This is a genomic window from Caulobacter vibrioides (assembly GCF_002858865.1).
Lineage (GTDB): Bacteria > Pseudomonadota > Alphaproteobacteria > Caulobacterales > Caulobacteraceae > Caulobacter > Caulobacter vibrioides.
Genome location: NZ_PJRR01000012.1, coordinates 58,261 through 79,855 on the forward strand (window position 1 = coordinate 58,261; position 21,595 = coordinate 79,855).

Genomic DNA, 21,595 nt, shown 5'->3' on the forward strand with positions numbered 1-21,595 from the left:
GGAACTCGACCGGATCAGATACGTTGAGCGTCCACGGGGAGGTGGGAGCTTAGCCTTGGAAGACTATTCGGAATCGCGCCGGGCCGGCGAGCGACTGGCCGCCGGACACGGCGTAGACGACCCGTTCGCCGCAGCGATCAGCGCCACCCGCATGGCCATGATCGTCGCCGACGCCACCCAGCCCGACATTCCGATCATCTTCGCGAACGACGCCTTCCTGCGCCTGACGGGCTATGCCCGCGACGAAGTGATCGGCCGCAATTGCCGGTTCCTGCAGGGACCGGATACGGACCCCAAGGCGATCCAGGCGGTGCGTGACGCGCTGGCGGCGGGAGAGGATGTCGCTGTTGATCTCCTGAACTACCGCAAGGACGGCTCACCGTTCTGGAACGCGCTCAATATGTCGCCCGTGCGAAATGACGCCGGCCAGCTTGTCTACTTCTTCGGCTCGCAGGTGGACGTGACCGACAAGAAGGTCGTCGAGCTCCGCGCTCGGGACCACAGCGACGGTCTGCAGCAGATGGTCGAAGAGCGGACAAGGGAGCTGACCGAGGCGCTCAAACAGAAGACCGCTTTGCTTCACGAGGTGGATCACCGTGTGAAGAACAATCTGCAGCTCATCTCAAGCCTGCTGCTGCTACAGAACCGGCGCGTGCCTGATCCGGCGGTCAAGGCGTCGCTGAGAGGTATGCTGGGCCGGGTCAACGCCATTGCGACCGTCCACCGACGCCTGTTCCAGAGCGAGGACGTCGAGCGCTTCGACGTCTCGGCGTTCATCCGCGACATGGTCGCCGACCTGATGGGATCGGCCATGCGCGACGACATCCGCGTTGAACTGGATCTCGAGCGCGTCGAAATCCCCGCCGCCAAGGCCGCACCCTTGGCCCTCGTCGTCAACGAACTGCTGACCAACGCCCTGCGGCACGGCTTTCCCGAGGGGCGCGGCGGCCGCATCTTTGTCGGTTTATCGCGCCTGAACGGCGACTTCCGGATCGAAATCACCGACGACGGCGTTGGTCAGGATAGGGAAACCAGGGCTTCCGGCTTCGGCCTCACGATCGTCCAGCTGCTCTGCCAGCAGCTGAAGGCGAAATGGGAGACCACCGATGCGGAACCTGGAACCCGCGTGGTCGTTCTGTTGCCCATCAATGGGACGCAATAGCCAAGGACGCTTTTGATCATGAGCCGGCCAGCGCTCGATGTTCTGATTGTCGAAGACGAGATGCTTCTCGCCATCGAGCTGGAACATCTGATCGAGGAGGCCGGTTTCCATTCACTCGGCTGCGCCATGAGTTCGGACGAGGCCGTGACGCTGGCCCGGCAGCTGAATCCTGACCTAGCGCTTATCGATGTTCATCTCAGCGATGGGCCTACCGGTGTGGATGTGGCCCGCAGGATCGCCAAGGATTGCGGCGGCGTCGCCCTGTTCATGACCGCCAATGTCAAGCGCTTGCCCGACGACTTCGCCGGCGCATGCGGGGTGATCGGCAAACCCTATTCCGGACACGGAGTGAAGAGCGCCCTGAGCTATCTGGCCATTTGCTTGACCGTAGGACACGCGCCCGGACCGGTGCCGGCGGGCCTCACCCTCGCTCCGGCCTACGCAGACCGCTGGGGCGTGGTCGACACCCTGACCTGATCCGCCTGCTGGGGGCTTCCGGCTCGCGGTTCCGTCAAACCCGCGATGCCGGCTGATGCCCGCCGCCATCCTCATGTTGAAGCGTCGGCTCGATCGCGCCGCAAGAGGGTTCAGCGCCGTCGTTTTTGATGACAGGGGGGGCGGGGTCCGCTATCGAGGCGCCGCTCTTTTCCGCATCGAGGACCGCCGCCTTGACCGACGTCGCCGAGGAAGCTGGCTGGGCCACCGCCAAGACCCTGGCCGAGGCTCTGCCCTACATCCAGATCTACGACCGCGAGACGGTCGTGATCAAATACGGCGGTCACGCGATGGGCCAGGAAGATGTGGCCAAGGTCTTCGCCGCCGACGCGGTGCTCCTGAAGCTGCTGGGCGTGCATCCGGTGGTCGTCCATGGCGGCGGTCCGCAGATCAGCCGCATGCTCGACAAGGCGGGCGTGAAATCGACCTTCGTCGACGGCCTGCGCGTCACCGACGAGGCGACGATGGAAGTCGCCGAGATGGTCCTGTCCGGCGCGATCAACAAGGAAATCGCCAACTGGATCACGCTGGCCGGCGCCGAAGCCGACGTGCGGGGCGTGGGCTTGTCGGGCAAGGACGCTCGCCTGATCACCGCCGAGAAGGTGACCCGGACCAAGAAGGATCCGGACAGCAACATCGAACAAGCGGTGGACCTGGGCTTTGTGGGCGAACCCACCAAGGTCGATCCCCAGCTGATCGAGGCCCTGCTGACCTCGGAGCACGACTACATCCCGGTCGTCGCGCCGATCGGCGTTTCGCCGGCTGGCGACACCTTCAACATCAACGCCGACACGGTGGCCGGCGCCCTGGCGGGCGCGCTGAAGGCCAAGCGCATGCTCATGCTGACCGACATCAAGGGCGTGCTCGACGGCAACGGCGAACTGATCCGTGAAATGACGATCGAACAGGCTCGCGCGCTGATCGACACGGGCGTGGCCACCGGCGGCATGATCCCGAAGCTGGAGAACGCCATCCACGCGATCGAGTCCGGTGTCGAGGCGGTCGTCATCCTGGACGGCCGTCGCCCGCACGCCATGCTGGTCGAGCTGTTCAGCGAGCACGGCGCGGGCACGCTCATCAAGCGATGAGCGCGGACCTTTCCCACGTCGACACCTGGCTGTTCGACCTCGACAACACGCTCTACCCGATCGAGACCCAGTTCATGGGCCTCATCGAGGCCAAGATGACGGATTTCGTGGCGCGCGAGACCGGCTTGCCGCGCGACGAGGCGCGGGCCCTGCAGCACGGCTATTTCACCGAGCACGGCACCACCCTGGCCGGGCTGATGGCCAACCACGGGATCGAGCCTCAGCGCTTTCTCGACGAGGTGCATGATGTCTCGCTGGACTGCCTGACCCCCGATCCGGCCCTGCGTGCGGCGATCGCCGCCCTGCCCGGCCGGCGGCTGATCTTCACCAACGGCTCGGTCGGCCACGCCGAGCGGGTTCTGGCGCACCTGAACCTGCGAGACCTGTTCTCAGAGCTGTTCGCGATCGAGACCGCCGACTATGTGCCCAAGCCGGCGCTGGCGACCTTTGACCGGATCTGCAAGCTGCACGATATCGATCCGCCGATGACCGCCTTCTTCGAGGACAGCGAGAAGAACCTGGTTCCCGCTTCGCGCCTGGGCATGACCACCGTACTGGTCGGCCCGCACGCCGCCGCCTCGACCTCCGAACACGTCCATTTCCGCACCAATGATCTCGCCGAGTTCCTGAGCTCGGCGCGCCTGCAAGGAAGCCCCGCATGACCGCTGTGAGCCTGTCTGATCTGCAAACCGAGATCGAAGCCGCCTGGGAGGCCCGCGCCGACGTCACGGCCGCCACCACCGGTCCCGTTCGCACCGCCGTCGACGAGGCCCTGCGCCTGCTCGACAGCGGCGAGGCCCGCGTCGCCGAGAAGATCGACGGCGAGTGGTTCACCCATCAGTGGCTGAAGAAGGCGGTGCTGCTGTCGTTCCGCCTGAACCCCAACACCGTGATGCGCTCGGGCGCCCTGGGCGGCGGCGTCGGCCCCTGGTGGGACAAGGTGCCGAACAAGTTCGACGGCTGGGACGCCCCGCAGTTCGAGGCCGGCGGCTTCCGCGCCGTGCCCGGCGCCATCGTCCGCCGCGGCGCCCATATCGGCAGGAACGTGATCCTGATGCCCTCGTTCGTGAACATCGGCGGCTATGTCGACGAGGGCACGATGGTCGACACCTGGGTGACGGTCGGCTCGTGCGCCCAGATCGGCAAGAACGTCCACCTGTCGGGCGGCGTCGGCATCGGCGGCGTGCTGGAGCCCCTGCAGGCCAACCCGACCATCATCGAGGACAACTGCTTCATCGGCGCTCGCTCGGAAGTGGTCGAGGGCGTGGTGGTTGGTGAGGGCAGCGTGCTCTCGATGGGCGTGTTCATCAGCGCCTCGACCAAGATCATCGACCGCAAGACCGGCGCCGTCCACATCGGCAAGGTGCCGCCCTACAGCGTCGTGGTCCCCGGCAACCTGCCCGACCCGAACGGCGGTCCGGGCCTCTACTGCGCCGTGATCGTCAAGACGGTGGACGCTCAGACCCGGTCGAAGACCAGCATCAACGATCTGCTGCGGGATTGATGCGTCAAAATCCTCCCCCTCACGGGGGCGGTGTTCGCGAAGCAAACGGAGGGGGAAGAAGCCGGATAGCCCGCACCTCCCCCTCCGGCCTTTCGGCCGCCTCCCCCACGGGGGGAGGATTTACTTCGTCGCGTCCTTGATCTGCTTCTTGCTCTCGGCCGCGCCTTCCTGGACGTCGTGCTTCAGGTCCTTGCCGGCTTCCTTGAGCTCTTGCCCGGCCTCGCCGGCGGCTTCCTTAAGCTCCGCGCCCGCTTCCTTGGCGCTTTCCTTGATCGCAGCCCCAGCGTCCTTGACGTCCGGGTCGTTGGCGATCTCGCGGGCCGCCTCCTTCACGTCGGACGCGGCGGCTTTCGCGCCTTCCTTCACCTCGGTGGCGTGTTCCTGAGAACAGGCGCCCAGCGACAGGGCGACGGCGCAGCTGGCGACAAACAGGATCGAACGCATGGTCGTGCTCCTCCAATAGGCCTGCTGAATAACGGCGGCCCAAGGCCAAGGTTCCGTCTTCCCCCATGGCTCCGGGCTTTGCGCGAAGCCGCCAAGGCGTCTAAACCCCCGCCATGCGCATCGCCTTCCTCGGCACTCCCGATTTCGCCGTCACCTGCCTCGCCGAACTCGTCGCCTCGGGCCACGAGATCGTCTGCGTCTATTCCCAGCCCCCGGCCCCGCGCGGACGCGGCCAGGAGCTGAAGCCCTCGCCGGTCCACGCCTTCGCCGAAGGCCTGGGCCTGCCGGTGCGCACGCCAGTGTCGATGAAGACCCCGGAAGAGATCGCGGCGTTCCAGGCGCTGGACCTCGACGCCGCCGTCGTGGTGGCGTTCGGCCAGATCCTGGTGAAGGCCGTCTTGGACGCCCCCCGGTTCGGCTGCTTCAACCTGCACGCCAGCCTGTTGCCGCGCTGGCGGGGCGCCGCGCCGATCCAGCGGGCGATCATGGCCGGCGATCCGGTCACCGGCGTTCAGGTCATGCGGATGAGCGAGGGCCTCGACGAGGGGCCGATCCTGATGTCCGAGCAGGTGGCCATCGGTAACGATGACACGGCCGCCAGCCTGCACGACAAGCTGGCCGCCGTCGGCGCGCGGCTGCTGCCCGTGGCCCTGGCCGCGATCGAGCGCGAGGTCGTCCAGGAAACGCCCCAGGCCGAGGACGGCGTCACCTACGCCAAGAAGATCAAATCGGCCGAAGCCCGCATCGACTGGACCCGCCCGGCCGCCGAGGTCGACCGCCACATCCGCGGCCTCTCGCCCTTCCCCGGCGCCTGGTTCGAGGCGCCGTCGGAGAAAGGGCCTGTGCGTGTGAAGGCCCTGCTGTCGCGCGTCGAGGCCGCGTCGGGCGCGCCAGGAACGGCGCTGGACGATGCCCTCCTGATCGCCTGCGGCGAAGGCTCCATCCGTCTGCTGAAGGCCCAGCGCGAGGGCAAGGGCGTGCAGGACGCACAGACCTTCACGCGCGGGTTCCCGATCGCGGCTGGGACCGTGCTGGCCTGATGCCCCGCTACCGCCTCCTCGTCGAGTATGACGGCCGTCCCTATGCGGGGTTCCAGGCCCAGGCGACCCTGCCCAGCGTGCAGGGCGCGATCGAGGCGGCGGTGAAGGCCTTCTGCGGCGAAGAGGTGCGCATCGCCGCCGCCGGCCGCACCGACACCGGCGTCCATGCGACCGGCCAGGTCGTCCATGTCGACCTCGAAAAGGACTGGCCGGCCCAGACGGTGTTCAACGCCCTGAACGCCCACCTGACCCGCGAGGCGGTGTCGATCCTGTCGGCAGAAGTCGCCGAGGAGGGCTGGCACGCGCGGTTCTCTGCTAATGAGCGGCGCTATCTCTACCGGATCCTCAATCGCCGCGCCCCGCCGGCCCTGGACAAGGGCCGGGTCTGGCACATGAAGAAAGACCTCGACCACGAGGCCATGCATGCGGCGGCTCAACATCTGGTCGGCCTGCACGACTTCACGACCTTCCGCGACATGCACTGCCAGTCCAAGAGCCCGGTAAAGACCCTGGACGTCGCCCGCGTACGAAGGGTCGGCGAGGAGATTCACCTCGATTTCGGGGCGCGGTCCTTCCTGCATCGCCAGGTCCGCTCGATGACCGGCACTCTGGTTGAGGTCGGCGCGGGGCGCTGGACGGTGGATGACGTCAAGGCGGCGCTGGAGGCGAGGGATCGGCGCGAATGCGGACCCGTCGCGCCGGCCGATGGGCTTTATCTGGTGGGCGTGGGGTACGGCCCGATCAATCCTCCCCCTAGCGGGGGAGGTGTCGACGCATAGCGGCGACGGAGGGGGAAGAGGCAAGGTCTGCAAGACTTCCCTCTCCGGCGCTTCGCGCCACCTCCCCCGCTGGGGGGAGGATTTACCGCCCTAAAGCACCGAACAGTTCGTGATCTGGCTGAACGCCTCCAGCGCCGCCGTGCCGACCACGCTCGTTCCAAAGCGATCGAGTTCCGGCGACCACACCGCCACCGTCGCCTTGCCGGGTATAACCGCGACAATGCCGCCGCCGACGCCGCTCTTGGCCGGCAGGCCGACGCGATAGGCGAAGCTGCCGACGCTGTCATAGATGCCGCAGGTCAGCAGCAAGGCGTTGAGGCGCCGGGTCAGGCGCTCCGGAAACACCGTCTCCTGCGCGATCGGCGAAAACCCGCCGGCGGCCAGCGGCAGGAAGGCCCGCGCCAACTGGCGGCAGCTCATGGTTAGGGCGCACTGGCGGCAATAGGCGGCCACCACCGCCTCGGGATCGTGCGTGATCGTGCCCTGGCCCCGCATCAGGCTGGCGATGGCGCGGTTCTGCCAGGCGTGCGCCAGCTCCGAGGTCGCCACCGCCGGATCGATCTCCACCCGCTCACCGCACAGGAAGCCGGCGAAGTCGCGCACCAGGGCCGCCGGGTCGCGGGTGACGTCCATCAGCACGTCGGTCACCGCCAGGGCGCCGGCGTTGATGAAGGGATTGCGCGGCACGCCCTGCTCGGCTTCCAGCAGGGACAGGTGGTTGAACGGCGTGCCCGAGGGCTCCTTGCCCACCCGGGTCCAGATCTCATCGCCCAGCCGGTTCAGGGCCAGGCCCAGGGCGAAGACCTTGGTGATGCTCTGGACCGAAAAGCCCTCGTCCGCGTCACCGATCACATGCTCATCGCCATCGACCATCCGCACGGCCATGCCGAACTTGCCGCCGGGCACAGTGGCCAGTTGCGGGATGTAGTCGGCGGGCTTGCCCTTGCCGAAGTGCGGCCTGACCAGCACCGCCACCTCGGCCAGCACGTCGGGGATCGAGAGCGCCTTCATCCTCGTCCCCACGCAGCTTTAAGCGAACGTCGCGAAGTAGCGGCGGATCAGCGCCTGATAGGCGCCCGCCAGCTGGCGAACCTCCTCGACGGGCACGCGCTCGTCGACCTGGTGCATGGTCGAGCCGACTAGACCGAACTCGACGACCGGGCACAGGGCCCGGATGAAGCGGGCGTCGCTGGTGCCGCCGGTGGTCGACAGCTCCGGCGCGCGGCCGGTGGCGTCGGTCACGGCCGCAACGATCACGTCGGTGAAGTCGCCCGGTTCGGTCAGGAAGGCCTCGCCGCTGATCTTGCACAGCGCGGTGGCGGTTCCGTCGAAACCTTCCGCGGCCTTGGCGCACTCGCCCTCGATCCAGGCGGCCAGGTCCTTGCCCTTGTGGGCCGGGTTGAAGCGGATGTTCACCCGCGCCTTGGCCGAGGCGGGGATGACGTTGGTGGCGGTGTTGCCGACGTCGATCGTGGTGATCTCGAGGTTCGACGGCTGGAAACCGGTATAGCCGTCGTCCAGCACCCGCGCCTTAAGGGTCGACAGGATGTCGACCAGCACCGGAACCGGATTGGCCGCGCGATGCGGATAGGCCACGTGGCCCTGGCGGCCCTCGACGGTGATCCAGGCGTTGATGCTGCCGCGCCGGCCGATCTTGACCATGTCGCCCAGGAGGTTCGCCGAGGTGGGCTCGCCGACGATGCAGTGGTCGATGATCTCGCCCTCGGCGGCCAGGGCCTCGACGACCTTGACCGTGCCGTCCTCGGCCACGCCTTCCTCGTCGCCGGTGATCAGGAAGCTGATCGAGCCGGGATGGTCGGGGACGTTCGCCACGGCGGCGACGAAGGCGGCGATGGCCGACTTCATGTCGACCGCGCCGCGCCCATAGAGCACGCCGTCCTTGATCTCTGCCTCGAACGGCCCGGCGGTCCAGGCCGCGTCATCGCCCACGGGCACCACGTCAGTATGGCCCGCGAAGCACAGGTTCGGCCGCGCCGTCCCACGCCGGGCGTAGAGGTTCTCGATCTCGCCGAACTTCATCCGGCGGCAGGTAAAGCCCAGGGCCTCCAGCTGGCGCTGCAGCGTGTCCATCGCGCCGGCGTCGGCCGGCGTCACCGACGGACGCCGGATCAGGGCTTGAGCGAGCTCAACGGGATCGATGCTGACGGAAACGGGCGCGGGGCTGGTCATGGTGCAGGCTTTAAGCTTCCCCTTGCGTCCGCGCAAATCCCGCACGCTTGTTCCAAGGTAGGTCATGCCCAAGATCGATCTCGCCGCCGCCCCCACCCGCATCGGCACGGCCTATCCCGCCCCGTTCAACCAGCCCTGCCTGCAGCGTCACCGCACCAAGCTGGGCGACGCGGCCGGCCTCACCCAGTTCGGCGTCAACCTGCTGCGCCTGGCGCCCGGCGTCTGGTCCAGCCAGCGCCACTGGCACACGGCCGAGGACGAATTCACCTGGGTCGTCGAGGGCGAGGTGGTGCTGGTCGAGAATGACGGCGAGACGGTGCTGCGGGCCGGCGACTGCGCGGGCTTCAAGGCCGGAGTGGCCAACGGTCACTGCTTCCAAAACCGGTCGAACCGGGATGTGCTGCTGCTGGAGGTGGGGTCGCGGCGGCCGGACGCGGACGGCTGTGACTATCCGGATATCGACCTAGTGTTGCGGGATGGGGAGACGGTTTACCGGCATCGGGACGGGACGCCGTATGAGACGGAAAGTGGGCGGACGCGGTAGGGAGCGGATCGCTGGGTCCGCAATGGGTGGGGAGCCGCCTCAAGCTGCGTTCGCGGAAGCCCAAACCATCGCTTCATCGTGGCTATCGAAGGCGTAAATAGAAGGCTCCGCAAAACTGAGAACCTCATAGCAGTAGTCGCCGCCCACGAAGAGGAAGTGGCGAACGCGCGCAGTCGGGTCGCAGTAGGCCTGTGCTCTCAGCAGAGCAGAGTCCATCGTCTCCTTGATGTACACTCCTCCATCGTAAGTCCCGGCAACATCACCATGTCCGGCATTGGAATAAAATAGCTCCTCGACCCCGAAGTAGGCTTGGCAACGCATCTCAAGCCCGAAGGCCTGTCTTGCGAAAAGTACGGTCAGGTATAAGACGCCACGATTTGTCCCATGCGCGAAGACGAATGGTGGTTGCTGAATACCATCGAGGATGGACGGAAACGGCCGCCATATTAGTTTCGGATCTGGAAACAAGCGAATTCTCTCCGAAAAGTAGAGCCCATTATCGAGAGAAGTGTCCAGGTCCGCAATGGGTCGAAAGCCGCCCTTGGGCGAGGCGATCCTTGAATCTCTTGGAGGCTGCAGCGTGCAGGGCTGATCAGGTCAGTCAAGGACCGCCTCCGGCGACCGCGCGCGGCGACGCGCAGCGTCGTCCTTGAGTGACCTGATCAGCCCTGCGATCGTCTCGCCGTGAGATGTAAGGATGGCTCCTTCCGGGCGGAAGGAAGCTCGAAACCACAGCCACAACCCCGTCATCCCGCGCTTCATGCGCGGGACCCATGGTTCAGCGTCCACGTGAGAGCCCCATCCTGCTCCGCACCTGCGGCGGACGGATGGGTCCCGCGCATGAAGCGCGGGATGACGGCGGTAGTTGGATCTAAGGCGCCGGCAGCCCCTAAGCCGCGCGGCGGGCCTTCTTGACCTTGGCCATGGCGCGATCGCGGCGCAGGCGCGAGAGGTGGTCGATGAAGAGCACGCCTTCCAGGTGGTCCATCTCGTGCTGGATGCAGACGGCGAACAGGCCCTCGGCCTCCTCGACGACCGTCTCGCCCTGGTAGTTCATGTAGCGCAGGGTGACCTTGGCCGGGCGCTCGACCTCGTCATAGTACTCGGGCACCGACAGGCAGCCTTCTTCATAGCCCTGCAGGTCCTCGGACGAGGCCAGGATCTCAGGGTTCACGAAGTAGCGCGGGGCCTTGTCCTCGCCCTCGCGGGCCAGGTCCATGACGATCACGCGCACGGGCTCGCCGACCTGAACGGCGGCCAGGCCGATGCCGGGGGCGTCGTACATGGTCTCAAGCATGTCATCCATCAGAGCGCGCAGCTCATCGGTGACGGCCTCCACGGGCGTGGAGATCTTCTTCAGCGTCGCCAGGTCGGCGGCGTTATCGACGGTGAGGATGCGACGGATAGCCATGATGAGCGTCAGGTAGGCGTGTCATTTCCGAGCGTCAAGGTGGGGGATTGTCCCACGGCCTTCAGCTTGGTCAACGGACGCACCGCCTGATCGACCATGGGCGGCTCCGGAATCTCCTTGCCCTCATGGTCGACGGACAGGTCCTCGAAGCGGCGGGCCTGGGTCAGGACCTGGCTCTCCAGCGAGCCGACGAACTGGTTGTACTTGCCCACGGCGCTCTCCAGCGCCTTGCCCATGGCGCCGGCGTGGGCGCCCATGACCGAGACGCGCTTGTAGAGTTCACGGCCCACCTCGACGATGCGGGCGGCGTTCTTGGCCTGGTCCTCGGCCCGCCAGCCATAGGCGACGGCCTTGCAGAGGGCGAACAGGGTCGTGGGCGTGACCAGCACCACCCGGCGATCCATGGCCTCGGCCATCAGCTCGGGCAGGCGATCCAGAGCGGCGGCCAGGAAGCCGTCGCCGGGCACGAACATGGCCACGAAGTCGGGCGAGCCCTCGCCGGCGAACTGGTCCCAATAGGCCTTGGACGACAGGCCCTGCATGTGGGTGCGCACGCTCTGGGCGTGGCGGGCCATGGCGGCCTCGCGCAGGACCTCGTCGGTCACATCCTGCGCTTCAAGGAAGGCGTTCAGCGAGCACTTGGCGTCGATCACAAATACCCCGCCGCCCGGCAAGGTGACCTTGACGTCGGGCCGGCGACGGCCCTCCTCGCTGTCGACGCTGAACTGTTCCTGGAAGTCGAAGCGGCTGTTGAGGCCAGCGGCCTCCAGCACGTTGCGCAGGGTCTGCTCGCCCCAGCGGCCTTGCACCCCGGCCCCGCGACGCAGGGCGGCCGACAGCTTGCGGGCCTCGGCCTGGGTGGCGGTGGAGGCCTCCAGCAGGGCGGTGATCTGGGCCTTGAGGCCGCCGGTCTCTTCGGCGCGGGCCTTCTCCACGGCGGTGACCTGGGCCTCGAACTTGGCGAGCGTTTCGGCGACCGGCTTCAGCTGGGCCTCCAGCCGGGCCTCGGCCAGGCGCTCGCGGCTCTTGGCGTTCTCGTCGGCGCGCTTGATCAGCTGCTCGGCGATGGCGTTGGCGCTCTGGGCGGCCTGGGCCTTGATCAGCTCGATCTGGGTGGCGCTCTGATCCTCCAGCAGGCGATGGCGCTCCTCGGCCTGGGTCAGGCGTTCGGTGAGCAGCCAGGCCTGGGCCTCGGCCTTGGCGGCCCGGCGCTGAGCGGCGACGGCCCACAGTCCCAAGGCCACGGCGGCCAGGGCGAAGACGAGGGCCAGGATCAGATAAGGATCGGAGAAGTTCATGCTCCGTTCCTAGCTGAAGTCGGCGGCGGCATAAAGGCCGCCGCCGCCTCCCATCACTCGTCGCCGTCGGCGATGTCGGCGATCAGGCCGTTGATCGGCTCCTCATTGAAGCTCGTCACGTTATGGCCCTTGTCGTGTACGCCGACCTTGGCGACGTGCGGGGTTTCGATCTCGGCCTCGGGGGCCTTATCGTCTGGCGTACTCATGAAAATCGTCCCTCTACAGACGCATCGGCGGTCCCGACGCGACGGCGGCGAGCTTGGCTTTCGAAAGCGGGGCTGTCAGCCGATTTCCCGAAGAACGCTCGGGAATTTGTCAGGCCGGACGCCGGGCGCGCAGCGCTTGGGCGATCGTGCCGTCGTCCAGCCAGTCGAGATCGCCGCCCACCGGCACGCCGCGCGCCAGCATGGTCACCGGCACATTGGTCTGGGCCAGCCGGTCGGCGATGTAGTGGGCGGTCGTCTGGCCATCGACCGTGGCGGGCAGGGCCAGGATCACCTCCGCGACGGATCCGTCCGTAACCCGGCCGACCAGCTCGCCGATCCGCAAGGCCTCGGGTCCAATCCCGTCCAGCGCCGAAAGCAGACCGCCCAGCACATGGTAGCGCCCCTTGAACGAGCCGCCGCGCTCCATCGCCCAGACCGAGCCCACCTCCTCGACCACGCACAGCAGGCGGCCATCGCGGGAGCCGTCCGCGCAGACGGCGCAGGGGTCGGTGACGTCCAGCGAGCCGCAGGTCCCGCAGGTGCGAACCTTTGCCTGCGCTTCTGCCATGGCGGTGGCCAGCGGCGCCAGCAAGGTGTCGCGCTTCTTGAGCAGGGCCAGGGCCGCGCGCCGACCCGAGCGCGGTCCCAGGCCCGGCAGCTTGGACAGCAAGGCGATCAGGCGCTCGATCTCGGGTCCGGCGGAGGCGGCCATCAGGTCCTTCGGATAGGCGGTACGTCCGCCTCGCCCTTCGACAAGCTCAGGGTGAGGCGGAGGGTCGGCTCAGTAGACATCCTCACCCTGAGCCTGTCGAAGGGCGAGGATGGCGGCTCCACCGCTTTAGAACTTCATCCCGGGCAGACCGCCCATCAGGCCCGCCATCGGACCGGCGGCGTCCTGCATCATCTGGGCCTGCTTGGCGTCGAGCTTCTTCTTGGCGTCAGCGTGGGCGGCGATGATCAGGTCGGCGATGACCTCGCCCTCGCCGGGTTGAACCAGGCTCTCATCCATCAGCACGCGGACAAGCTCACCATTGCCCATCAGGGTGACGGTAACCATGCCGCCGCCCGACGTGCCATCGACCGTGGTCTCCGCCAGGCGCGCCTGGGCGTCCTGGAGCTTCTGCTGCATGGCCTGGGCCTGCTTCATCAGGCCGCCGAGGTCTTTCATGATCTTGGTCTCCAAACCTATTTGTCATCCCGGCGAAAGCCGGGACCGCCGGATACGCCGGCGCTCGCCGTGGTCCCGGGTCTGCGCTGCGCTGGCCCGGGATGACAGCTTCCTTTGTCAGCCCTCTTCCTCGTCCGGCTCCAGCGGGGCCGTCTCGGGGGTGAGGATCTTGCGGATTTCGACGATCTCGGCGCCGGGGAAGGCCGACAGCACCGAGGCGACGAAGGGGTCCTGCTTGATGGCCTCCAGCGCCTCGCGCTCCTCGCGCTTCTGGCGCTCCATCAGGCTCTCGGCCCCGCCGCCGCCTTCGGCCGCCACCAGCCAGGGCTGACCGGAATGTTCCTTCAGGAAGCGAACCAGGCGTCCCGCCAGGTTGCCGGGCGCGCCGGGCGCGGCCTCGAAGGTGAGCGCGCCGGGGCGGAAATTGATCGGGCGGACATACTGCTCGACGTCCAGCCGCAAGCCGATATCGCGTTTGGCGGCGATCAGGGCCATCACGTCGTCGAACGAGGCCAGCACCGGCATGGCCTGGGCGCCGGGCGCGGCCATCATGACCGGAGACTGGGCCGAGGCCGTCGCCCCGCCCGCGCCACCGCCGCCGATCGCAACGCCACCGCCCGGACCGCCCCCCCCCACAGGCGCGCCGTCGCGCAGGGCCTTCAAGGCCTCCTCCGGACCGGGCAGGTCAGCGGCGTAGCACAGGCGGATCAGCGCCATCTCGGCCGCGGCCATGGCGTCGGGCGCGCGCCGCACCTCGTCGTGGGCCTTCAGCAGCATCTGCCAAAGGCGGGAAAGGGTTCCAGCCGAGGTGTGGGCGCCGATGGCGGCCAGGCGCGCGGCCTGCTCCTTGGGCATCGACAGGGCGTCAGGCCCCAGCGCCTTGGACACCGCCGAGGCGTGACAGTGGTCCAGCACATCGAGCATGACCACCGCCGGATCGGCGCCAAAGCCCCAAAGGGCGCGGAAGCCTTCCAGGGCGTCCTTGGTCTTGCCGGCCATCACATGTTCGTAGAGGGCGATGGTCTGGCTGCGGTCAGCCAGACCCAGCATGTCACGGACGACCGTCGAGGTGACCGTCTGGCCACGCTCGGTCTGGACGATGGCTTGGTCCAGCAAGGACAGACCATCGCGCACCGAGCCCTCGGCGGCGCGGGCGATCAGCGCCAGGGCGTCCATCTCGATCCGCGCGCCTTCCTTGGCCGAGATGCGGTCGAAGTGCTTGACCAGCACGTCCGGCTCGACCCGGCGCAGGTCGAAGCGCTGGCAGCGCGACAGGATCGTCACCGGAACTTTTCGGATCTCGGTGGTGGCGAAGATAAACTTGGCGTGCGGGGGCGGCTCTTCCAGCGTCTTCAGCAGAGCGTTGAACGCCGCCGTCGACAGCATATGCACTTCGTCGATGATGTAGACCTTGTAGCGCGCCTCGACCGGGGCGTAGCGCACCCCGTCCAAGAGCTCGCGCATCTCGTCGACCTTGGTGCGCGAGGCGGCGTCGAGTTCCAGCACGTCCATGTGCCGCCCCTCGATGATCGAGCGGCAGTGATAGCCTTCGACGGTGAGGTCGACCGAGGGGCCCTTCACCGTGTCGGTCTCGTAGTTGAGCGCCCGGGCCAAGAGGCGCGCGGTCGTGGTCTTGCCCACCCCGCGAACGCCGGTGAGCATGAAGGCATGGGCGATGCGGCCGGTCGAGAACGCATTGGCCAGGGTGCGGACCATGGCCTCCTGGCCGATCAGGTCCTCGAAGGTGCGCGGCCGGTATTTCCGCGCCAGAACGGTATAGGCGTCGCCCTTCTCGCCCTCGGGCGGGGTTTCGACCACGGGGCGCGCCTCGGCGGCCGGCGCGGGCGCATCGCCGAAGATGTCGGCGGTGTTCTCGTCCCGCTCGGCGGGCGCCTCGTCCCACGGCGGCGCGGAATCAGGCGAGAGATCGTCGTGGTCGGCCATGGCGCGGAGTGTAGTGGGGCGGAGGGCGCAGCAAAAGCCTCGCACCCAACCGCGCGCGCAACTGCTGACAGAATTTCGAGGAAAATGAGGTGGAGACCGGCAGACGACCCAGAGGTGATCTCGTTGTGGCTGCTGCCTCTCGGCCCTGACCAGGTTGGCGAGGACTCCGTCCGCGCCGATCTCCGAGGCCTATATCGCGACTCATCGCGCAGGATGCAAGGCTGACGAGTCATTCCGCTCACGCTACAGAGTGGCGCATGCCTCTTTCGATCATCACCAACACCTTCGCCGGCAACCCCCTGGACCGCGACAGCGAGCGCCGCGGCGACGAGGCCTTCCTCGCCGAAAAGCTGGCCGATCCCGAGTCGCTGGCCGTCGCGCTGTGGAACGGCAAGCCGCTGGTCGAGGACATCCTCGGCGAAGACGGCAAGCCGACGGGCGTACAGATCGCCTATCTGCGCGCCGACATGGCCCAGGACCTGGCGGGCGGCAGCGAGAAGCTGCTCTATATGGGCCTGTGGAAGGACATCGCGGTCTTCGCGGTCGACATCGAGGGCGCGGCGGATCCGGCCGAAGGCCCCCTGCAGGGCCTGGGCCGTTTCGAGGAGTTGCGCGGCGCGGCCGCCTCCATGCCGCCCGCCGACGCCGGCATCCTGGCGACCGCCAAGTCGATGTTCGAATGGCGCCGTCGCCACCGCTGGTGCAGCGCCTGCGGCCAGAAGACCGAGGTGTCGGACGGCGGCTGGAAGCGCGTCTGCCCGTCCTGCGAGGCCGAGCACTTCCCCCGCACCGATCCGGTGGCGATCATGCTGGCCATTCATGACGGCAAGTGCCTGCTGGGCCGCCAGGCGATGTGGCCCCAGGGCATGTTCTCGGCCCTGGCCGGCTTCATCGAGCCTGGCGAGACCATCGAGGAAGCCTGCGCCCGCGAGCTGCAGGAAGAGGCCGGCCTGAAGGCGACGGCCGTGCGCTATCATTCCAGCCAACCCTGGCCCTGGCCCAGCTCTCTGATGATGGGCCTGATCGCCGAGGTCGACAGCGACGAAGCCGCGCCCGACCAGACCGAGCTCGAGGAGGTCCGCTGGTTCACCCGCGAGGAGGCCCTACAGCTGATCCGGGGTGAGCTCGACGGCCTGTTCGCCCCACCGCCGCTGGCCATCGCCCACCAGCTGATCAAGGCCTGGGCCGAAGAGGCGTAAAACCTCTGGACTGCCCCAGCGGCGCCTCCCGTTCAGTTCGCATCGAGCCCGGCCAGCAAGACCGGCGATGTGAACTGAACATGGGAGGGCCCGATGGCCGAAGCCTACATCATCGACGCCTGCCGCACGCCGCGCGGCATCGGCAAGGTCGGCAAGGGAGCCCTGGCCGACTTTCACCCGCAGCACCTGGCCGCCACGGTCCTGAAGGCCCTGGCTGAGCGTAACGGCCTCAACACCGCTGAAGTCGACGACATCATCTGGGGCACCTCCAGCCAGCGCGGGGCGCAGGCCGGGGACCTTGGCCGCATGGCCGCTCTGGACGCCGGCTATGACGTGCGCGCCAGCGGCGTCACCCTGGACCGCTTCTGCGGCTCGGGCATCACCACGGTGAACCTGGCGGCGGCCTCGATCATGTCGGGCATGGAGGACCTGGTCATCGCCGGCGGGACCGAGATGATGTCCTACACCTCGGCGACCGCGAACGTGACGTCGCCGCCGATGCTGGACAGCGGCAACCTGCGCCTGCGCGCCCGTCATCCGCAGTCGCACCAGGGCGTCTGCGCCGACGCCATCGCCACGCTGGAAGGCATCACCCGCGCCGATGTCGACGCCCTGGCCCTGGAAAGCCAGCGCCGCGCCGATCTCGCCATGCAGGGCGGGCATTTCGCCAAGAGCCTGATCCCGGTGCTGCGCGACGACGGCTCGGTCGCCCTGGACCACGAGGAGTTTCCGCGTCCGCAGACGACGGCCGAAGGGCTGGCCAGCCTCAAGGCCTCATTCGCGGCCCTGGCCGAGATCCCGGTCGATGAGGCGGGCAACACCTATGGCGGCTTGATCCGGCAGGTCTATCCGGACCTCAAGATCCAGCACATGCACCATGCGGGCAATTCGTCGGGCGTCGTGGACGGCGCGGCGGCGGTGCTGCTGGCCTCGCCCGCCTACGCCCAGCGCCATGGCCTCAAGCCTCGCGCCAAGGTCATCGCCATGGCCAATGTCGGCGACAGCCCGACCCTGATGCTGAACGCGCCGGTCCCGGCCGCGCGCAAGGCGCTCGCCAAGGCCGGCCTGACCGTGGACGACATCGATCTTTGGGAAATCAACGAGGCCTTCGCGGTCGTGGCCGAGAAGTTCATCCGCGACCTGAAGCTGGATCGCGACAAGGTCAATGTGAACGGCGGCGCCATGGCCCTGGGCCACCCGATCGGCGCGACGGGCTCGATCCTGATCGGCACGATCCTGGACGAGCTGGAACGCCGCGACCTCAAGCGCGGCCTGGTGACCATGTGCGCCGCCGGCGGTATGGCGCCCGCGATCATCATCGAGCGGATCTAAATCCTCTCCCCGTGGGAGAGGTGTCGGCGAAGCCGACGGAGAGGGGAGAGGCCGGATCAGGCCAACTTCCCCCTCCGGTCGCTTCGCGACCACCTCCCCCGCTAGGGGGAGGATTTAGTCGTCTAACCTCACCTAAACGGCGGCTCGTCGAACGCCCGCAGCTTGCGTGAGTGCAGGTTCGGGCCTTCGGCGTGCAGCAGCTTGCAGGCCAGGATGCCGATCTGCAGATGCTGGCTGATCGCCCGCTCGTAGAAGGCGTTGGCCTGACCGGGCAGCTTGATCTCGCCGTGCAACGGCTTGTCCGACACGCACAGCAGCGTCCCGTAGGGCACCCGGAAACGGTACCCCTGGGCCGAGATCGTGGCGCTCTCCATGTCGATCGCCACCGCGCGGCTCTGATTGAAGCGCAGGGCCGAGAGGCTGTGGCGCAGTTCCCAGTTGCGGTCGTCGGTGGTGACGACCGTGCCCGTGCGCAGGCGCTTCTTCAGCTGGTCGCCGCTGTCACCGCTGATCGCCTTGGCCGCGTCGTAGAGGGCGCGCTGCACCTCGGCGATCGACGGCACCGGGATCTCCGGCGGCAGCACCGCGTCCAGCACGTGGTCGTCGCGCAGATAGGCGTGGGCCAGGACGTAGTCGCCGATGGTCTGGGTGTCGCGCAGACCGCCGCAGTGACCGATCATCAGCCAGGCCTGCGGACGCAGCACCGCCAGGTGGTCACAGATCGTCTTGGCGTTGGAGGGGCCGACGCCGATATTGACCAGGGTCACGCCCGAACCGCCCGGGGCCATCAGGTGGTAGGCCGGCATCTGGTGCTTGCGCCAGGTCGACTCCGCCACCGCCAACTCTGGATTGACCGTGTTGGCGGTGATGGTCAGGCCGCCCGCGCACGACAGCGCGGTGTAGGGGCTGTCGGGCTGCTGCAGCTGCTCGATGCCCCAGCGGACGAACTCGTCGACATAGCGGTTGTAGTTGGTGAACAGGATGAACTGCTGCACGTCCTCGGCCGGGGCGCCGGTGTAGTGCTTCAGGCGCGCCAGCGAAAAGTCGGTGCGCAGACCGTCGAACAGCGACAGCGGGTGGTTGTCTTCCAGCACCGAGTTCCAAAGGCCGTCGGCGATCTCGTCGCCGATGAAGGCCAGATCCGTGGTCGGGAAGAAACGGGCGATGTCCTCGCTGCGCACGTCGGCCTGGTTCAGGTCGATCGTGGCGTCCAGCACATACGGATAGGGGATTTCCTGGCGCGAGCGGTCGATCTCAATCTCGACGTCGAAATCGTCCAGCAGCAGCGTAAGCTGTTCGACCAGGTAATCGCGGAACTGGGCCGGCTTGGTCACCGTGGTCGCATAGATCCCCGGACGGCTGACCCGGGCGTACGAGCGGGCCAGCTTCGGCGGCAGCGCTTCGGGATTGTAGGTCAGCCGCAGCTCGGGATAGGCGAACGTCCCGTCAAAGCGGGCGGCCGGATCCGGGCGGGTTCCATCTTCGAGATAGGCGCGGAGCGCGTCGCGCAGAGCGCCGACGGCGCGTTCGTATTCGTCATTGAGCCGTTCGACGACGGCGATTGCTTTTTCTTGGTTTGACATGGCGCCTTATAGCGACGTTTTGCGAACTTGGCGAGACGGTCGGGCGACGCAAATAATAAAATTATTACTTGGTGAACTCCCGACTGGCGACTGCCTCTGCGCGCGCCGCCTTGTGGGCTGATCGTCAGGAGCTTGGGGGCGACCAGATGACCCCCGCCAAAGATCGCTCGGCGCTTGGACGGCTGATGACCTCGACGCGGCGTTGACGCCTCCAATCATGGCTCGGCGCGTTAAGAGCATGGACGAACCCGCCCGTGTCGGCCACAAGGGCTGAAATGCTCAACGAAGGAGCTAATGGCGGCGCGGGCGTTCTCGCGCGTCGTTCCTTCCGACAACCAGAACAAGCCGTCGACGCCGCAACAGGCGCCAGGGGGACTAGATGAATAAACGCTTCGCCTATCTGATCATCGCCTCGATGATCCTCGGGGTGCTGGTCGGCTGGACCTGCAATCAGTTCCTTGACCCGGCCGGCGCCAAGTCGGCCGCCGACAACCTGTCGATCATCACCGACATCTTCCTGCGCCTGATCAAGATGATCATCGCGCCGCTGGTCTTCACCACCCTGGTGGCCGGCGTCGCGCATATGGAAGACGCCGCCGCCGTGGGCCGTATCGGGGCCAAGACCATGACCTGGTTCATCGGCGCCTCGGCCGTGTCGCTGCTGCTGGGCCTCCTGATGGTCCACCTGCTGGATCCGGGCGCGGGCCTGAACATGGCCCATGTCGATGTGTCGATGAAGACGACGGCGACCACCGACGCCTTCACCCTGAAGGGCTTCATCACCCACCTGGTGCCGACCTCGATCTTCGACGCCATGGCCAAGAACGAGATCCTGCAGATCGTGGTGTTCTCGCTGTTCGTCGGCACCGCCGTCGCGGCGCTGGACGACAAGGCGCCGCAGATTCTGGAGCTGGTCGAGCAGGCCGCCCAGATCATGCTGAAGGTCACCGGCTTTGTGATGAAGCTGGCCCCGCTGGCCATCTTCGCGGCCCTGGCCTCGACCATCGCCACCCAGGGCCTGGGCATGCTGGCCACCTATGGCAAGTTCGTGCTGGGCTTCTATCTGACCATGGGCGTGCTGTGGGCCCTGCTGTTCGTCGCCGGCCTGATGGTGCTGGGCAAGCGGGTCGTGCCGCTGTTCGGCGTGATCCGCGACCCGGTGCTGCTGGCCTTCTCGACCGCCAGCTCCGAAGCGGCCTATCCGCGTATCCTCGACAGCCTGCCCAAGGTGGGCGTGCGCCGCCGGATCGTGTCGTTCGTGCTGCCGCTGGGCTACTCGTTCAACCTCGACGGATCGATGCTGTACTGCACCTTCGCGACGATGTTCATCGTCCAGGCGCACGGCGTGGAGCTGTCTGTTCAGCAGCAGATCTTCATGCTGCTGCTGTTGATGGTGACCTCCAAGGGCATCGCCGGCGTGCCGCGCGCCTCGCTGGTGGTGATCATGGCCACCCTCACCTATTTCGGCCTGCCCGAGGCCTGGATCGCGCTGGTCCTGGGCGTCGATCACCTGCTGGACATGGGTCGCAGCGCCACCAACGTCGTCGGCAACAGCGTCGCCGCCGCCGTCGTGGCCAAATGGGAGGGCGAGCTGGACGACATGCCGCCCGAGGGCGAAGCCGCCAAGGCCTGACCCCGCCTATCAGCGGCTTTCTGAGATCGCCCGCTCCGCCTCGGCGGGGCGGGCTTTTTCGTGTCCAGTTTCAAATGTACAGTAAAAACTTGACAACGGCCGCGCGACGTCCAATCTCGATAGGCGAGGGACTAAGAGGATGATGTCATGAGCAAGATCACCCCCCTGGCGCACGCCGCGCTGATCGGGCTCGCGATCGCGGGCTTCTCGGCCTCGACCGCCATGGCCCAGGCGCCCGCCGAGCCTTCCAAAGCCGCCAAGCCGGCGCGCCAGTGCTTCTATCTGTCGGACTGGCGCGGCTGGTCGGCGCCGGACAGGAACACGCTGTACATGAAGGTGCGCGGTCGCGACGTCTATCGCGTCGACCTGGCCTATGGCTCGAACCAGCTGACCTGGCCGGGCACGCACCTTGTTTCGGTCGTGCGCGGCCCCGACAGCGTCTGCCATCCGCTGGACCTGGACCTGCGGGTCTCGGACGGCTTTGGCATGCCCCTGCCGATCCGCGCCAAGACCATCACCAAGCTGACGCCGGAAGAGGTCAAGGCCCTACCGAAGAACCACCGGCCTTAAGGCCT

At 67.3% G+C, this 21,595-nt stretch carries 23 protein-coding genes, 1 other RNA gene and 2 pseudogenes; 14 read left to right on the forward strand and 12 right to left on the reverse strand.

Annotated elements, in window-relative coordinates:
• Positions 1 to 55: 55 nt before the first annotated feature.
• The 5 genes from lovK to dapD all read left to right on the forward strand — a co-directional run bounded on the left by lovK (position 56) and on the right by dapD (position 4,249).
• Positions 56 to 1,162 carry a photosensory histidine protein kinase LovK gene (gene lovK, locus CVUC_RS06820; protein ID WP_010918174.1) on the forward strand — a complete coding sequence of 369 codons (1,107 nt, stop codon included), beginning with the start codon at positions 56 to 58 and terminating at the stop codon, positions 1,160 to 1,162.
• Between the two features lie 18 nt (positions 1,163 to 1,180).
• Positions 1,181 to 1,639, forward strand: a complete 459-nt coding sequence (locus tag CVUC_RS06825; RefSeq protein ID WP_096034714.1) for a response regulator — start codon at positions 1,181 to 1,183, stop codon at positions 1,637 to 1,639.
• A gap of 191 nt (positions 1,640 to 1,830) precedes the next feature.
• A complete protein-coding gene (gene argB, locus CVUC_RS06830) occupies positions 1,831 to 2,745 on the forward strand; it encodes an acetylglutamate kinase (RefSeq protein WP_096032271.1) in 915 nt (304 codons plus the stop codon).
• Positions 2,742 to 3,407 carry a pyrimidine 5'-nucleotidase gene (locus CVUC_RS06835; RefSeq protein WP_096032270.1) on the forward strand — a complete coding sequence of 222 codons (666 nt, stop codon included), beginning with the start codon at positions 2,742 to 2,744 and terminating at the stop codon, positions 3,405 to 3,407. Before argB ends, CVUC_RS06835 begins: the two co-directional genes overlap by 4 nt.
• Positions 3,404 to 4,249, forward strand: a complete 846-nt coding sequence (gene dapD / locus CVUC_RS06840; RefSeq protein ID WP_096032269.1) for a 2,3,4,5-tetrahydropyridine-2,6-dicarboxylate N-succinyltransferase — start codon at positions 3,404 to 3,406, stop codon at positions 4,247 to 4,249. Before CVUC_RS06835 ends, dapD begins: the two co-directional genes overlap by 4 nt.
• Before the next feature lie 120 nt (positions 4,250 to 4,369).
• On the opposite strand, the gene CVUC_RS06845 is transcribed toward dapD, so the two are convergent.
• Positions 4,370 to 4,693, reverse strand: a complete 324-nt coding sequence (locus CVUC_RS06845; RefSeq protein ID WP_096032268.1) for a cell surface protein — start codon at positions 4,691 to 4,693, stop codon at positions 4,370 to 4,372.
• Between the two features lie 113 nt (positions 4,694 to 4,806).
• Here CVUC_RS06845 and fmt point away from each other — a divergent pair, with 113 nt between their 5' ends.
• Entirely contained in the window at positions 4,807 to 5,733 is a 927-nt protein-coding gene (gene fmt, locus CVUC_RS06850) for a methionyl-tRNA formyltransferase (protein ID WP_096032267.1), read from the forward strand.
• Complete coding sequence (gene truA / locus CVUC_RS06855; RefSeq protein WP_101685800.1) at positions 5,733 to 6,512, forward strand: tRNA pseudouridine(38-40) synthase TruA; 780 nt, start codon at positions 5,733 to 5,735, stop codon at positions 6,510 to 6,512. The genes fmt and truA overlap by 1 nt, the downstream gene beginning before the upstream one ends.
• A gap of 90 nt (positions 6,513 to 6,602) precedes the next feature.
• Here the strand turns inward: truA and CVUC_RS06860 are convergent, their stop codons facing one another.
• Both CVUC_RS06860 and dapE read right to left on the reverse strand, forming a co-directional pair.
• Positions 6,603 to 7,523, reverse strand: coding sequence for a glutaminase (locus tag CVUC_RS06860; protein ID WP_096032266.1), 921 nt, complete (start codon positions 7,521 to 7,523; stop codon positions 6,603 to 6,605).
• 18 nt (positions 7,524 to 7,541) lie between these two features.
• Complete coding sequence (dapE, locus tag CVUC_RS06865) at positions 7,542 to 8,702, reverse strand: succinyl-diaminopimelate desuccinylase (protein WP_096032265.1); 1,161 nt, start codon at positions 8,700 to 8,702, stop codon at positions 7,542 to 7,544.
• 64 nt (positions 8,703 to 8,766) lie between these two features.
• On the opposite strand from dapE, the gene CVUC_RS06870 reads away from it, so the two are divergent.
• A complete protein-coding gene (locus CVUC_RS06870; RefSeq protein ID WP_096032264.1) occupies positions 8,767 to 9,246 on the forward strand; it encodes a cupin domain-containing protein in 480 nt (159 codons plus the stop codon).
• Positions 9,247 to 9,285: 39 nt separating this feature from the next.
• Here CVUC_RS06870 and CVUC_RS06875 read toward each other — a convergent pair whose 3' ends face one another.
• Entirely contained in the window at positions 9,286 to 9,714 is a 429-nt protein-coding gene (locus CVUC_RS06875) for a hypothetical protein (protein ID WP_125469910.1), read from the reverse strand.
• Between the two features lie 305 nt (positions 9,715 to 10,019).
• Between CVUC_RS06875 and CVUC_RS20350 the strand changes: the two are divergent.
• Positions 10,020 to 10,109, forward strand: a pseudogene (locus tag CVUC_RS20350) (hypothetical protein); the annotation flags it as partial.
• Positions 10,110 to 10,135: 26 nt separating this feature from the next.
• On the opposite strand, the gene def reads toward CVUC_RS20350, so the two are convergent.
• The 4 genes from def to recR form a co-directional block, all read right to left on the reverse strand.
• Entirely contained in the window at positions 10,136 to 10,657 is a 522-nt protein-coding gene (gene def / locus CVUC_RS06880) for a peptide deformylase (RefSeq protein WP_096032262.1), read from the reverse strand.
• A gap of 8 nt (positions 10,658 to 10,665) precedes the next feature.
• Positions 10,666 to 11,955: a DNA recombination protein RmuC gene (gene rmuC / locus CVUC_RS06885; RefSeq protein ID WP_096032261.1), complete on the reverse strand. Its 1,290-nt coding sequence runs from the start codon at positions 11,953 to 11,955 to the stop codon at positions 10,666 to 10,668.
• Between the two features lie 53 nt (positions 11,956 to 12,008).
• Positions 12,009 to 12,161 carry a hypothetical protein gene (locus tag CVUC_RS06890; protein ID WP_096032260.1) on the reverse strand — a complete coding sequence of 51 codons (153 nt, stop codon included), beginning with the start codon at positions 12,159 to 12,161 and terminating at the stop codon, positions 12,009 to 12,011.
• Between the two features lie 109 nt (positions 12,162 to 12,270).
• A complete protein-coding gene (gene recR / locus CVUC_RS06895; protein WP_096032259.1) occupies positions 12,271 to 12,873 on the reverse strand; it encodes a recombination mediator RecR in 603 nt (200 codons plus the stop codon).
• A gap of 30 nt (positions 12,874 to 12,903) precedes the next feature.
• Between recR and CVUC_RS20805 the strand changes: the two are divergent.
• Positions 12,904 to 12,984, forward strand: a pseudogene (locus tag CVUC_RS20805) (hypothetical protein); the annotation flags it as partial.
• 15 nt (positions 12,985 to 12,999) lie between these two features.
• Here CVUC_RS20805 and CVUC_RS06900 read toward each other — a convergent pair.
• The 3 genes from CVUC_RS06900 to ffs form a co-directional block, all read right to left on the reverse strand.
• A complete protein-coding gene (locus CVUC_RS06900; protein WP_096034713.1) occupies positions 13,000 to 13,329 on the reverse strand; it encodes a YbaB/EbfC family nucleoid-associated protein in 330 nt (109 codons plus the stop codon).
• A gap of 117 nt (positions 13,330 to 13,446) precedes the next feature.
• A complete protein-coding gene (locus tag CVUC_RS06905) occupies positions 13,447 to 15,273 on the reverse strand; it encodes a DNA polymerase III subunit gamma/tau (protein ID WP_101685801.1) in 1,827 nt (608 codons plus the stop codon).
• 90 nt (positions 15,274 to 15,363) lie between these two features.
• Positions 15,364 to 15,455, reverse strand: an RNA gene (gene ffs / locus CVUC_RS06910) — signal recognition particle sRNA small type.
• 75 nt (positions 15,456 to 15,530) lie between these two features.
• Here ffs and nudC point away from each other — a divergent pair.
• Positions 15,531 to 16,472 (forward strand): NAD(+) diphosphatase, encoded by a 942-nt coding sequence (nudC, locus tag CVUC_RS06915; protein ID WP_010918155.1) that lies wholly within the window; start codon positions 15,531 to 15,533, stop codon positions 16,470 to 16,472.
• 93 nt (positions 16,473 to 16,565) lie between these two features.
• On the forward strand, positions 16,566 to 17,804 hold the full coding sequence (locus CVUC_RS06920; protein WP_096032258.1) for an acetyl-CoA C-acetyltransferase: 1,239 nt from the start codon (positions 16,566 to 16,568) through the stop codon (positions 17,802 to 17,804).
• 128 nt (positions 17,805 to 17,932) lie between these two features.
• Here CVUC_RS06920 and CVUC_RS06925 read toward each other — a convergent pair whose 3' ends face one another.
• Positions 17,933 to 19,387, reverse strand: coding sequence for an AMP nucleosidase (locus CVUC_RS06925; RefSeq protein ID WP_096032257.1), 1,455 nt, complete (start codon positions 19,385 to 19,387; stop codon positions 17,933 to 17,935).
• Between the two features lie 379 nt (positions 19,388 to 19,766).
• Here CVUC_RS06925 and CVUC_RS06930 point away from each other — a divergent pair, with 379 nt between their 5' ends.
• Complete coding sequence (locus CVUC_RS06930) at positions 19,767 to 21,020, forward strand: dicarboxylate/amino acid:cation symporter (protein ID WP_096032256.1); 1,254 nt, start codon at positions 19,767 to 19,769, stop codon at positions 21,018 to 21,020.
• Between the two features lie 147 nt (positions 21,021 to 21,167).
• The gene (locus CVUC_RS06935) at positions 21,168 to 21,590 is read left to right on the forward strand and encodes a DUF6491 family protein (protein WP_096032255.1); all 423 of its coding nucleotides are present in this window, start codon (positions 21,168 to 21,170) and stop codon (positions 21,588 to 21,590) included.
• Positions 21,591 to 21,595 lie beyond the last annotated feature (5 nt).